Consider the following 12,844-nt stretch of genomic DNA (forward strand, 5'->3'; position numbering starts at 1 on the left):
TTGAAACAAAGTCAACAATTTGTTATAATATTTATGAGGTGAAGGAATGGACGGCTTTAAAGCAAGAACAGATAAAAAAAGAGAACTGATTATACAATCAGCTCTCATGCTATTTACACATTTATCTCCAAGTAAAGTTTCTATCAGGGAAATTGCTGCAAAGGCACAGGTCTCGGTCGTAACCATATACAATTATTTTGGAAGTAAAGAAGGGCTGATGCTTGAAGTTGTCAGGTCTGTACTGGCATCGCAATTACAGCTGGCAGAAGAAATCACGCAATCAAATGACCCTGCTGATAAGAAGATATCAAGACTGATTTTTACAAAAACCGAGCTGCTCAGTCAATTTCATCCTGATTTTATATCTTTTATCATGAATGACTCCAGCATGAAAAAATTAACAGAAGAAGAATTTCTCACCAGGACTTACGAGCTGATTAAGAATTTTATCCACCAGGCCAAATCCGAGGGCGCTTTTTCCAAAGAGCTGCCGGATGAAATGATCATGAAAGTGATTGAACTTTACCGAAAAGATATCTCATCTGAAAACAGTATTCTTTTTTCAAGTCAGGAAGAGATAAAAAGCCATGAAACCATATTAAAAATTCTGCTGTACGGAATAGCAGGCTATAAGAATCTTTAATATAGACAGACTTGAAACAGCCTCCCTAATAGGAGGCTGTTTCAGTTATTTCGAATGAACAGGCAACTCTTTATATTGATCAATATCTTTTATCATGTTTTTCAACGGTCTGATCCAAAAATCTGACTCTGTTAAATCAATAGCAAAATGTTTTTTTACTAGCTGTTCTAGCGGAAGTGTTCCCGTTTCACCTAGAAACTTCAGAAATTTCCCATCAAAATCCTCATCTATTTTTGATTTCTCCAAAAGACCTGCACTCAATAAGAAACCAAATGTATATGGATAATTATAAAAAGGAACATCCGCCTGATAAAACTGCCCATATTTTATCCACACGTAAGGTTCATATTCACTCAAAGCTCCGCCAAACGCTTTTTTCTGGCACTGCAGGGAGAGCTGCTCCATTTTCGCTGCATCAATGTTTTCTGTCTTACTGAGCTCGTAAAAACTTTTCTCAAATAGAAAGGCACCTCTGATTGACATAAGATAATTTAATTGACGTTCAATTTTCCAGCCTAGAATGGCTTTTTTTGTTCGATTATCTTTTGTGTTTTCAATGACGTAATCAATAAATGCTGTTTCAAATAAGATAGAAGCCGTTTCTGCAGCAGTCATTTCAAACGTCTCATCTGAAAAGTTCAGGGAAGGAAAAGCTCTCATTTGTTTGAAATGCCAGGCATGGCCTAATTCATGAGAGAGTCTTCTCGCACTTTCTAAGCTGTTGTCAAAGGAGAGAGAGATTCTTGACTCACCTTCTGAAAGAAATGGTGCACAAAATCCCCCCGGCGGCTTTTCTTTCCGCTGTTCCAAATCCACCCACCCATTGGTGATCACATGATGGATAAATTCAGGAATTTTACCGTCAATCCTTTCAAGAGACTTCGAAATTGCGTCAACAGCGTCAGAAACCGAGAATTCAAGGTGCACATCTTGTGTTGAAGTCATTGCCTCATGCCATGTGAGCTTCTCCTTATTAGCTTCCTCCGCTTTTACCAGTAAATACTCTGAAAGTTCAGCTGAACATTCATCCACCGCAGCCCACATTGCTTCTAGTGAATGCTTTGAAATTCCGTTCTGTTCGAGAGAGTGTTCAAAGAAATGAATATCTTTTACTCTATATTCATTTAATCTTATTTCAGCCATTTGGCCATAGATAGCCGCAAATCTTTCTCGTTGTTTTTCCAGTGTTTTATTCAAACTTTTGAATGCATTGGTTTTCACTTTCAAATCTGAATGAGACATGGCCATATAACTGGCTTCCCCGAAAGTGAACGTTTTTTCCCCATCACCGGCATGAATACTTATGTTCAATTGATTCCGCAGCTGTTCATAGTTGTATTGAAGCCCTCTCAACTTTTCTTTAGAAAGACGTGTGTTTTTATCTTCTTTACGATTTATCTTATTGCTTCTCAATTGACCTATAAATAAGTCTTTCTCAGTCATTCGTATGGGCAATACTCCCTTCTCCTGACGATCCTTATTGAAAAGGTTTTCCGCCAAATTGAACCGAATATGAAGCAGTCTTGTTTTCAGAGCTGAAATTCGGCTGTATACGTCTGCTAACAAAGAAGACTCTCCTTTCTCTGTAGTCAAACAATAATAAAATGACTCCAACGATTCAATTTGACGGATGCTGTTCGAAAAATCGGAAAGTGTGTCTTCATTCATATTTTCCGATCTAGAAACTGATTCCAGAAACGATACTGTTTCTTCCTTATTACCGATATACAGGCTGACCTTTTCCAGGTCTGGCCCAGAAAGAAGAGTGTCTAGATTCCAACGGGTTTTATAATCGGCGGTCTTCAATCCCAATCCTCCCATTTAAGCGTTATCATTTTCATCCAGTTTAAAAAACGCATAACACTTTATGTCATGCGTTCTTAAGAGTTGAATTTTTCCGGTCTTATACTCTCAGTTATTTCTAACAAACAAACGATTTAAAATCTGATCTGCTTCCATTAAATCGTCCACTATAAAATCCGCCTGCGCTAATTCTTCCCTGTCGGAAAAGTCAAACCTGCACCCGATTGCTTTTAGGTGATTGTCTTTCGCAGCAAGGATATCTGACAATCTGTCGCCGACAACAGCGCCTGCATTCAGATTGTATTTAAGCAGGATCGATCCTACGAGGTCTGATTTGTTTTGGGAATCAATCTGCTGGATGCTGAAGGTTTCTGTGATACACTCCGCAAGTCCATAGTGATCAACGATTGTCTGAAGGTAACGTGTCAGCCCGTTGCTTGCAATAAACAGCTGAAATCCAGAACAAGCAAGCTTCTCCAGCAATTCCTTCGCATTTGGATATAATGCCCCCTGATCCGTTTGTATCGCCACAAGCAGTTTGTCGAGAAAATATCCGTCTGCAAAATCACGGTCTTCCTGCGGATGATTCGGCAATAATGTCTCCCATACAACCGGAAGAGGCACACCCATGATTTTTCTGTAAAGCGCAATCGGAGTCTCGTTCTCCCATTTTCCAAGTTCCCTAAGCTGTACAAACGTCTCCTCAAGAGCCCATTCCAAAATAAGATCGGTTTGAAAAAGTGTTCCGTCCATGTCAAAAATCACAGCTGTCATATGTATACTCCCTAAGCTTTTTTATTTAAGTCTTCTTTTTCAGCAGCAAGCAAATACAGGATTCCTGCAATCAGTGCCAGAATGCTGAATGTGTTCAGTGTAAATCCCACACTTTTAATCATGGCATCATAAATTTTTTCATCCCATGTGGTAACTCCTGACCCGAACATGGCCGCGCTGATATACTTAGCGGCAAGCAAAAAAGCGGAAATAGCTAAAAAAGAAACACCGGCACCCCGTTTGTTCATCTCACATTCCCCCAGCACTTTTATAAAGACTTGTTTTCTCTCATTATAGCATTTATTTCCACTTTATTTTCAGAAAATTTTCATATAGAAAAAACCAGTGGCATGTCCCTGACTGGTTTTCTTAAGATATGAAAACAAGTGTTATATCGATTGTCAAATGAGTATTAGTTTCTATTCAAACGCAGGAAACTAGAAAAATATGTTAATATGATAATTGTACCTTTTAAATATGTTAGATTGTTCCGTTTAAATAAATAGATAATGGAGGCATCATGATGTGGTTACTATTAGGACTTATTGCCATTGCAGCAACATTTATTAATCTTTATATGTATAAAACAGGCAAAGATTATAAACTTGCTATGGCTGCAGGCTTATCATTTACAGCATTAACACTTTGTTCAGAATACAGCCTTGTATCCCGGTGGGTAAAAGCGGAAGATTGGTCAGCTCTGCTTGATGTAGTTCCTGGCATGGAAAGGGCATTATGGTTTTTGACAATTGTTTCGATCTTGCTGAATATAGCACCTGTTCTTTTAGAACTAAGGAATAAAAAATAATCATTTAACGGTAAATGATAACTAACTATGATACCTATATAGTAAAAGGCTTAGAGAAAAATCCTCTAAGCCTTTTTGAGTGATTTGGTTGTTTGCACCTCACAAATAAACTCTCTTAACGTGTGCTTCACTCGTTATTTTGTTTATCTTATAAGGAATTCACTAATATCGTTCTAACATCATCTTTGTTTAACGGCACATAGCTTCCAATCGTGTCTCCCACCATGGAGCGCTCAACCATCAATTCTATTTCACGGCTGTCAATCCCGTAATCTGACAGATTTTCAGGGGCGCCAATTGATGCCCAAAACTCTTTAACACGCTGAATTGTTTCTGCTGCAAGATCATTCAGTGATTTGCCTTCAGTGTTCAAATCAAATACACGAATACCGAGCTGAGCGACTTTTTCAGGCTTTGTCTGTGCGACAAACTCCATCCAGCGCGGGAATAAAATGGCTAGTCCCCCTCCGTGCGGAATATCATGAACAGCAGAAACCGCATGCTCAATCATGTGGGTAGCCCAGTCTGTTTTGACTCCCATTGTTAAAACCTTGTTTAATGCAAATGTCGCATTAAGCATAATCACTTCACGGTAGTCGTAATTTTCAAGATCCTTGATCAGTTTAGGCGCAACATCAATGGTAGTTTTGAGAATAGACTCTCCGAAACGTTCCTGAAGTGGTGCGTTTTCTGATGCATGGAAGTATTGTTCAAATACGTGTGACATCAAGTCAACAATCCCGTATACCGTCTGATCTTTAGGAACAGTATATGTGTTTTGCGGATCCAGGACACTGAATTTAGGGTATGTGTGGATGGAGCTGAACGCACGCTTGTCTTTTTCCTCCCAATTTGTGATCACGGAATTTCCGTTCATTTCTGTTCCTGTTGCAGCCATAGTCAGAACCGTTCCAAGCGGCACAGCTGATGCCGGAGCTGCTTTTCCGGTCACAATGTCCCAGACATCTCCATCATAATGAACGCCTGCTGCGATTGCTTTTGCACAATCAATGACGCTTCCGCCGCCGACAGCAAGGATGAATTCCAGATTATTTTCTCTGATTAACTGGATTCCCTTGTTTACTGTTGAAAGTCTCGGATTTGGTTCAACTCCGCTCAATTCAACTATTTCCGCTTCTGGAATGGCTTTCAGCTGCTCCATGACGGTATCATATAAGCCGCTTTTTTTGATGCTGCCTCCGCCATACACAAGCAGAATTTTATTTCCATACTGAGCTGCCTCGTCCTTGATGGCAGCTGTCTGATTTTTTCCAAAGATAAGTTTTGTAGGGTTTACATATTGAAATTGATCCATTTTTTATTCCTCCAACGGGTATTTTTTAGTGATTGGCGTTGCATAAAACTTTGAGATTTTTTAAAAACCAAGGGATACATATTTTACTTCCAGATAATCATGGATGCCATGATCTCCGCCTTCACGGCCAAGTCCGCTTTCTTTATAGCCTCCAAACGGAGCCTGGGCTGTTGAAGGAGCACCATCATTTACACCGACTATTCCATATTCAAGCGAGCCTGACAGTTCCATGATTTCAGCAATGTTTTCTGTGAAAACGTATGCGGCAAGCCCATACGGCGTATGGTTTGCACGGCTGATTACCTCATCCATTGTTTTAAAGGTTGTAATCGGTGCAAGCGGGCCAAATGTTTCGTCATACATGCAGAGCATGTCATCTGTCACATTGCCAAGGACGGTTGCTTCGTGGAAAAAGCCGGCTGAGGATTTACTTGATCCTCCTGTAAGCACAACAGCTCCTTTAGCGGTGGCATCTGCAATGTGTTCTTCTACTTTTTCAACTGCCTTCTGATTAATAAGCGGCCCAAGAGTTGTGCTTTTCTCCATGCCGTTGCCGGTGCGGAGTTTTTTCACTTCCTCAACAAAACGGTTTGTAAACTCCTCTGCCACACGTTCATGTACGTAGAAGCGGTTGGCAGCAACACACGCCTGACCTCCATTGCGGAATTTCGAACTCATGGCCCCTTGCACAGCTTTATCAATGTCTGCATGTTCTGTCACAATAAACGGCGCATGTCCGCCAAGTTCCAGTGAAATTTTTTTCATGGTATCGGCAGCGTCTTTCATGATTTGCTTGCCAACTGGTGTAGATCCCGTAAATGTAATCTTTCTCACTCTGCTGTCTGCCTGCCACACACAGGTAATCTCTCTTGAACTACCTGTAAGGATATTGATGCCTCCTGCCGGAACGCCTGCCTGCTCAGCAAGTTCTACAAGTCGGATTGCTGTTAGAGGTGTTTCCTGTGACGGTTTGAGCAATACCGTATTTCCTGCTGCAAGTGCAGGAGCAAGCTTTCTTGTAATCATGGCAGCCGGGAAGTTCCATGGTGTGATCGCAGCAACAACTCCGACAGCTTCCTTTTGCACGAGAATTCTCTTATTTTTAGAAGAAGCTGGGATGATTTCACCTTTTATCCGGGTTGCTTCTTCTGCGTAGAATTTTACATACTGATTGGCATAATCCACTTCTCCGAGAGCTTCATCAAATGGTTTTCCCTGTTCCATCGTCATAATCTCTGCTATCTCTTTCCTGTGCTCCGTTATGAGCTGATGCCATCTATATAAAACATTTGAACGGGTTTCTGCTGTTTCTTTTGACCATTTCAAAAAGGCTTCATAAGCTGCATCGGCTGCTTCAGCCGCCTCGGCTTCTCCGCTCAGAGGAACGCGGGCAAAGACTTCTTCAGTAGCTGGATTCGTCACTTCCATGTAATCAGAAGTGCTGAACCATTTGCCATTTATTAAATTGAATCCTTGTTTCATTTCGTTCATCTCCTTCGCTTAATTACACTCCCTATTAAACACCCGAAAAGCCTTCTTTTGTACTTCCAAGATATTTGAAGGGTAAAACAGAACGTTATGGCCCATTATTCCATGTGGTGGTCTTTGCCGTTTTTAGGTGCCATTAAAAAGAGACGCCCCAATTGGAACGTCTCAGTCTTTCAAATAGTTTTTGATGATTTTACCTGTCTCTTTATTATTACTGATTAGAGAAATATGACGGTTTAACGCAATATCACTGATTTCAACAGCTCTGATTTCAGGAGAGATCATCCCGGAGAATAGCTTTGGCAATAGGGCAATTCCAAGGTTTGCGGAAATGAACCCCAAAATACTCTGCCCGAACTCTATTTCTGAAGCCACGTTATACGGTTTTCCTTTTTCTTCAAATGCTTTTTCAATAATGATCCTGCAGTCACACCCCTCAGGAAGAGATAAGAAGGATGCTTCTTCAATATCAGAAAACGTTACTTCTTTTTTCTCGGCGAGGGGGTGATCTTTATGAAAATAAAGCATAATCGGCTCGATAAAAAGCAGCTCCGAGAGAAAGTGATGCTCTACAAACCGGTCGTCCATTAAAATTCCGTCATAGACATTCTCTTTAAGTCCCGTCATTAAATCGGAGAACGTGTGGGACGTTTTAATGCTGATTTTTTCTGCCCTGAAGTTTTCAGACTGCCTGAATTTCTGAGGAAGAAACGAAGAAGCAATACTTGGCCACGAGCCGATGACGACCTGCTTCTCTTCATTAAGCTCAGCCAGTTCCCTGTGCGCTTTCTGCACTCTTTCTACAATCTCATTTCCCGCTTTTATTAAAAGCTCGCCTTCTTTTGTCAGGACCACGCCGCTTGCTGAACGGACAAAAAGCTGACAGCCGAAATATGATTCAAGGCTTCTGATCTGTTTACTCAAAGCAGGCTGGCTCATGTGCAGCTGTTCGCTGGCCTTTGTAAAGCTTTTCGTCTCAACGGTTTTTTGAAAGGCTTCAAGCCACTCAATTCTCATCTTCTCACTCCAGTCAAAACCTTTTGTTATATCCGCATAACGATGCGGAAGTACTCCTCTTGCCGTTTACATTGTAAGCTAAGTTTGTGCTTAAAAATGAGCATTTTGCTCAAAACAAACGAATTTTATTTGAGGAGGAAATAGAATGGCAAACGTATTGATGGTTGTCTCAAATGCAATTAAAGTAAAATCCTATGAAACAGGGTACTGGTCTGAAGAATTTCACGTGCCTTTGAAGGCGCTTGAGGATGCAGGCCACAAAGTGACCATTGCTTCTCCTAAAGGCGGAGATGCTAAAGTGGACACATTCAGCTTAACTGACCAATGGGATCCACATGGCGTATCCAAAGCTTTTGAGGAGCTTGGACGCTGGAAAGAGACAAAACGTCTGTCAGATCTGAGCGGCAAAGACTTTGATGCTGTTGTTTTTGTAGGAGGCCACGGCCCGATGTTTGATGTTGCCTATGATGCCCATGCACACCGCATCATCAATGAAATCTATGATAATGGAGGTATTGTGGCAGCAGAATGCCATGCGCCTGCTGTCCTTGCATTCACGGTAAGACCTGATGGAACCTCGATTATCCAGGGCAAAAAAGTAACATCCTATCCTGATGTGTATGAGCCGGAAAATGTCCTGGAATTCCTTCCATACAGTGTGGAGCAGGAACTAAGCAAAGTAGCCGAGTATGTAAGTGATTTAGATTCTCCCCAGCTTGCCATTTGGGCTGATGACCAAATCATAACTAGCCGTGACCCGGTTTCTTCAGAAGCGATTGCAAATGAGCTCCTGAAAGCATTGGATAAATAATGAAAAATCTGCAAGAAAAGACGGGCATCTATGCTCGTCTTTTTTCGTTCTTATTAACTGATTCTTGCCATGCCGTTAGAGTATAATTCCCTTCTGCGTTCATTCTTTCATCCAATTATAGATCTGTTTCAATTCCAAGCAGATCGTTTCTCCCTTTTTCAAGTAATCCCTCGCTGTAGAGCTGATGATAGTCTGCAGAAAATTGGATCTCCGGGACGGCAGCCTCCGGAATCCTCTGTTTACACGCATCAACAATATCCGGAATAAGTTTTCGGACTGTTTCTTCTCCTGATAATATAAGAGTTTCGGGATTCAGCATAATGGAGATGACAGAGATAAGATATGCACCATTTTTGACAGTCTCTTCTTGTGTTTGAGGCTGTGTCATTTTATCCTGCAGCGTGTCCCCCTCTCCAACCTGCAAAAATCCGACTTCGCCTGCGAAAGCAGAAAAGCCCCTCAGGATTCTTCCATTAATAAGAGAAGCAGCACCTGGACCGTCATCCGTAAAAATTAAAAGTGATGCATTTTTCGTTTTCTCGCCGTCAGCTCCAAGCACCCAGCCCTGCAGCATGGCATTCACATCACGTTCCACTGAAACCTGCACGCGGAATTCTTCTTCCAGGATCTTCTTTACATGCAGTCCCTGCAGATCATCATAGTAGTTCATATATTTGATTTCACCATCCATCACACCAGCCGGCACACCGATGGAGATGGCGTTCAAATTTGTGAACCTTGTTTTCATTTCATTTATAATGGCTTTTATCGTAGACAGGTAATCCTGTCCGATCATCCGCTCCTCTTTAAAGAGAACGTCTTTTTTTGCATCAGCGACTAAAATCCAAAAACGGGAATACTGAATATAAAGGACAAGGATTGTTCCATATTCGGGGTTGATTCCGTAAATAGAAGCCCGCCTGCCATTGCTTGATGAAGCCATTCCTGCATGCATAATCACGCCTTTTTCTTCCAGATCATCCAGCACTTTGCTCACAGTAGGAAAGCTGAGTCCAAGCTTTGAAGCCAGATCTTTTTTAATGAACGTCTCCTGCTGCACAAGCTCTTTTAAAATAAGCTGTTCATTTGACCGTTTTATGAGATGTGATGAATCGTATGGCGGCATTTTTTCACCTCTTAAGTTAATTGATTTAATGTTTTTATAACGAGAGCAAGAGCTGCTACGCTGACTGCAGTAAACACCGGAATAAATTCAAGAGTCGTGCGGCTTGCGATATATCCGATCAGCGGAACAAATGTCAGCAGGCTGATGTAGGAAAAAGCCACTTGATAGCCAATGATTTTTTTCGCCTGCCCGCTTCCGTAGCGCTTTGACGTTTCATGCATCATGGCCGGATAGAGCGGAGCAAAGCCCAGGCCTAATAGTATGATTCCCGTTCCATAAATCATCACGTTCTCCTGATAGAAAAAAGCTGCTGACCCGGCTGCAGAAATAGCCAGCCCAAGGAAAATCAATTTTCGGTTTCCAAGTGCATCTGCAATAAACCCCATCAAAAACCGGCCAATCATGATGCTTCCGAAAAAGGCTCCTGCCAAAAATCCTGCAGCCGAAAGTTCAAGCCCTCTGCTTTCAACCAGCAAAACGCTCAGCCAAAGACCAATTCCGCCTTCAACAGCTACATAAATGATATAAGCCATTACAGATAGGTATGGAGCTATCCCGCAGATCCAAGGTTTATCCTCTCTAACTTCTTCTCTTGCACCGCCTTGCTGTTTTTGCTTCCAAAAGGACAGGGTCATAAATAAAGACACGGATAAACAAAAAATAACCACACCGATAAAGCCATACCCGGCCTTCCAGCTCCCAAATTGTGTGATGCCGATTGTCAGTATAACCGGGCTGAGTGTTGCACCGATCCCCCAGGAGCTGTGAAGCCAGTTCATGTGTTTAGAAGAAAGATTTTCAGCGGCATAGCTGTTCAGGCCGGCATCAACCGCCCCGGCTCCAAGACCGAGAGGAACCGCAAGCAGAAGAATCAGCCAGTACGATTCGCTTAAAGAAAAGCCAATGATGGCAAGTGCAGTCAGTGTACAGGAAACAGCAGTCACCCTGCCTGTTCCGTAGCGTGCCAAAAGCTTCCCGTTCAAAAACCCTGATATAGCCGAACAAACCGTGATTGTCATCGTAATAAATCCTGCGTACTCAAGGGGCACACCAAAGTCCGCCCTCATTTGGTTCCAAGCCACACCAAGCCCCGTATCAGGAAGGCCAAGTGCAATAAAGGACAAATATAAAAGCAAAAGAAACAAAAAAGCAGGTTTATGCTGGACGTTTTGGCTCATGATCTGATCTGGACATGCCCTCTTTTCTATTTGACTCATATATGACTCTCCTCTGACCAAACGGATGGTTCGAGCTTCATGCATGAGAAGACTGTCTGAAATGAAGAGTCTTTCGGACTGCAGGCATATAATCCAAACTGGATTTCATTTGACGCTCTGAATAGATGGGACATTCGAATCTGCCTGAAGGATTTTCCGTCACGGGAAACTTCTGTGAGAAAGTCGTTTTGTTTTCTTGTCAGCCTGTACCACATAACCGTATCCTCATCTTTTTCTTCCTGAGAAATGGCCCAGTCGGAATAGCCGTGATTTGTCACTACTGATCCAAGCAGCCATTCTCCTGATTTTCCTTTTTCTACTGATGCTTTCAGCCAGTTTTCCGAATCCATGAATACCATGATCCCGCTCTGGTCATAAAGTTCTTTGCCGCTAAACTGAACTTTGACCGTAAAAGAAAATTCCTTTTCCCCAGTAGAAAACAGGTACGCATGCCCGTTATCAGTCCGGTATCCGTAATTGGTGCGCTGCCAGAAATCCGTAAACGGCATGGACGTAAACGACAGGCTGTGATTGCTGATTTCAAACTCGTCAGGGGCATTAAGCCATTTTCCATCTTTTATGTTTAATGTAAGCATGGTAATCTCCTTTATTAAAAAAGTTATTAAAACCATTTTAATAACTGTTTAAGGAAATGTCAAAAACAGATTCTGGTTCTATTCTGCCGGAAGCATCTATTTCTATAACAGCAATAAAAAAATGATCTATCACTAAAAGAGACAGATCATTTTTTAGCAGTTAAACGAGCTTTATGCCTCTCCTCCAGGCTTCAATAAAGGCACATGCAAGGAATGTAAATGCCCCCCATAGAATCCAGGCTGCGCCAAGCCCGATCAGGCCTTCATCTGTACCGTACAGCTGCGATCCCCACGTAAGAACAATTCCGTCTAAAAAAGTAGCAGTTAATAAACCCAAGCTGACGCCGGGAATTATTTGCTCACCCTTTAATTTTGCTGCTTTAATGATAAGCAGCACAGAAATCCAGGATACCGGCAAAGCTATAAGAAAAGAAAAGAAGCTGCCTGTTTTTCCAAACCAGCCGAAGCCTGAACCAAATCTTACGGCCATCGCTCCGCAAAACCAAAAAGCCATTCCAAGCAAGATCAAAATGAAGGTTTGCTGTTTAGTGAATAATCGCTGATTTTGACTGTTTTCTGTATTTACAATCATACTGCTCATCTCCCCTGAATAAATTATGTAGCACTTGCTACATAATAAAAATGTAGCATATACTACACAAAAAAAGCAATGAGGAAAATGCAATGAAAAAAGGTGAACTTCGCAAGCAGACGCTTAAAAACAAATTGGCAGAATACATCCTGCATCATGGGCTTCAAACAGCAAGCCTGCGGAATCTGGCAGAGGCAGCAGAGACGAGCGACAGAATGCTGCTGCATTATTTTCATGATAAAGAACAGCTTCTCACAGAGGTTCTGACGCTCATATCCGATAATCTGATCACGATTCTAAAAAAAGCGCCAGCAGATCCCATGCCTTACAGCAAGCTGGTTCCTCATATGTACCATTTGATGAAAGAACCGGAAGTAAAACCATTTATGAGACTATGGCTGGAATTAATTGCGTTTGCGTCAAAAAAAGAAAATCCCTATTACTCGGTTGCAAGAATGATAGGAGAAGGCTTTAAGCACTACTTTGCTCTTCTTCTCGATGCGGAAGATGATGAACAAAAAGAACGGCTGGCAGCTTTGACACTGGTCACCGTTGAAGGAATTGCACTGCTTGATGCCATAGATTTTGACGCAAACATCGAAAAAGCAATTGAGAGCATTACTTCCAATAACGAAAAATATTTATAAAATGGAA

14 protein-coding genes are annotated in these 12,844 nt (G+C 41.8%); 4 read left to right on the top strand and 10 right to left on the bottom strand.

Going from position 1 to position 12,844, the window contains the following annotated elements:
• The first annotated feature begins 46 nt into the window (after positions 1 to 46).
• Positions 47 to 643: a TetR/AcrR family transcriptional regulator gene (locus AZ46_RS20950; RefSeq protein WP_051865333.1), complete on the top strand. Its 597-nt coding sequence runs from the start codon at positions 47 to 49 to the stop codon at positions 641 to 643.
• 45 nt (positions 644 to 688) lie between these two features.
• Here the strand turns inward: AZ46_RS20950 and AZ46_RS07315 are convergent, their stop codons facing one another.
• The 3 genes from AZ46_RS07315 to AZ46_RS07325 all read right to left on the bottom strand — a co-directional run bounded on the left by AZ46_RS07315 (position 689) and on the right by AZ46_RS07325 (position 3,468).
• Positions 689 to 2,449, bottom strand: a complete 1,761-nt coding sequence (locus AZ46_RS07315; protein WP_051865338.1) for a M3 family metallopeptidase — start codon at positions 2,447 to 2,449, stop codon at positions 689 to 691.
• A gap of 105 nt (positions 2,450 to 2,554) precedes the next feature.
• Positions 2,555 to 3,220, bottom strand: coding sequence for an HAD family hydrolase (locus AZ46_RS07320; protein WP_029280570.1), 666 nt, complete (start codon positions 3,218 to 3,220; stop codon positions 2,555 to 2,557).
• Positions 3,221 to 3,231: 11 nt separating this feature from the next.
• Positions 3,232 to 3,468 carry a hypothetical protein gene (locus AZ46_RS07325; protein ID WP_029280568.1) on the bottom strand — a complete coding sequence of 79 codons (237 nt, stop codon included), beginning with the start codon at positions 3,466 to 3,468 and terminating at the stop codon, positions 3,232 to 3,234.
• A gap of 275 nt (positions 3,469 to 3,743) precedes the next feature.
• Here AZ46_RS07325 and AZ46_RS07330 point away from each other — a divergent pair, with 275 nt between their 5' ends.
• On the top strand, positions 3,744 to 4,028 hold the full coding sequence (locus AZ46_RS07330) for a hypothetical protein (RefSeq protein ID WP_029280567.1): 285 nt from the start codon (positions 3,744 to 3,746) through the stop codon (positions 4,026 to 4,028).
• A 148-nt stretch (positions 4,029 to 4,176) separates the two neighbouring features.
• On the opposite strand, the gene AZ46_RS07335 is transcribed toward AZ46_RS07330, so the two are convergent.
• From AZ46_RS07335 to AZ46_RS07345, 3 genes are all read right to left on the bottom strand, one after another.
• A complete protein-coding gene (locus tag AZ46_RS07335; protein ID WP_029280566.1) occupies positions 4,177 to 5,343 on the bottom strand; it encodes an iron-containing alcohol dehydrogenase in 1,167 nt (388 codons plus the stop codon).
• 60 nt (positions 5,344 to 5,403) lie between these two features.
• Positions 5,404 to 6,825, bottom strand: coding sequence for an NAD-dependent succinate-semialdehyde dehydrogenase (locus AZ46_RS07340; protein ID WP_029280558.1), 1,422 nt, complete (start codon positions 6,823 to 6,825; stop codon positions 5,404 to 5,406).
• Between the two features lie 171 nt (positions 6,826 to 6,996).
• Positions 6,997 to 7,848 carry a LysR family transcriptional regulator gene (locus AZ46_RS07345; protein WP_029280556.1) on the bottom strand — a complete coding sequence of 284 codons (852 nt, stop codon included), beginning with the start codon at positions 7,846 to 7,848 and terminating at the stop codon, positions 6,997 to 6,999.
• A gap of 145 nt (positions 7,849 to 7,993) precedes the next feature.
• Here AZ46_RS07345 and AZ46_RS07350 point away from each other — a divergent pair, with 145 nt between their 5' ends.
• Positions 7,994 to 8,659 (top strand): type 1 glutamine amidotransferase domain-containing protein, encoded by a 666-nt coding sequence (locus tag AZ46_RS07350; RefSeq protein WP_029280555.1) that lies wholly within the window; start codon positions 7,994 to 7,996, stop codon positions 8,657 to 8,659.
• 115 nt (positions 8,660 to 8,774) lie between these two features.
• Here the strand turns inward: AZ46_RS07350 and AZ46_RS07355 are convergent, their stop codons facing one another.
• The 4 genes from AZ46_RS07355 to AZ46_RS07370 all read right to left on the bottom strand — a co-directional run bounded on the left by AZ46_RS07355 (position 8,775) and on the right by AZ46_RS07370 (position 12,190).
• Positions 8,775 to 9,785 carry an ROK family transcriptional regulator gene (locus tag AZ46_RS07355; protein ID WP_029280554.1) on the bottom strand — a complete coding sequence of 337 codons (1,011 nt, stop codon included), beginning with the start codon at positions 9,783 to 9,785 and terminating at the stop codon, positions 8,775 to 8,777.
• A gap of 11 nt (positions 9,786 to 9,796) precedes the next feature.
• Complete coding sequence (locus AZ46_RS07360; RefSeq protein WP_051827251.1) at positions 9,797 to 11,002, bottom strand: MFS transporter; 1,206 nt, start codon at positions 11,000 to 11,002, stop codon at positions 9,797 to 9,799.
• Positions 10,999 to 11,598, bottom strand: a complete 600-nt coding sequence (locus tag AZ46_RS07365) for a DUF1349 domain-containing protein (protein ID WP_029280550.1) — start codon at positions 11,596 to 11,598, stop codon at positions 10,999 to 11,001. Before AZ46_RS07365 ends, AZ46_RS07360 begins: the two co-directional genes overlap by 4 nt.
• A gap of 160 nt (positions 11,599 to 11,758) precedes the next feature.
• Positions 11,759 to 12,190 carry a hypothetical protein gene (locus AZ46_RS07370; RefSeq protein ID WP_029280549.1) on the bottom strand — a complete coding sequence of 144 codons (432 nt, stop codon included), beginning with the start codon at positions 12,188 to 12,190 and terminating at the stop codon, positions 11,759 to 11,761.
• A gap of 92 nt (positions 12,191 to 12,282) precedes the next feature.
• On the opposite strand from AZ46_RS07370, the gene AZ46_RS07375 reads away from it, so the two are divergent.
• Positions 12,283 to 12,837, top strand: a complete 555-nt coding sequence (locus tag AZ46_RS07375; protein ID WP_029280547.1) for a TetR/AcrR family transcriptional regulator — start codon at positions 12,283 to 12,285, stop codon at positions 12,835 to 12,837.
• The last annotated feature ends 7 nt before the right edge of the window (positions 12,838 to 12,844 follow it).

Source organism: Metabacillus indicus LMG 22858 (genome assembly GCF_000708755.2).
Lineage (GTDB): Bacteria > Bacillota > Bacilli > Bacillales > Bacillaceae > Bacillus_P > Bacillus_P indicus.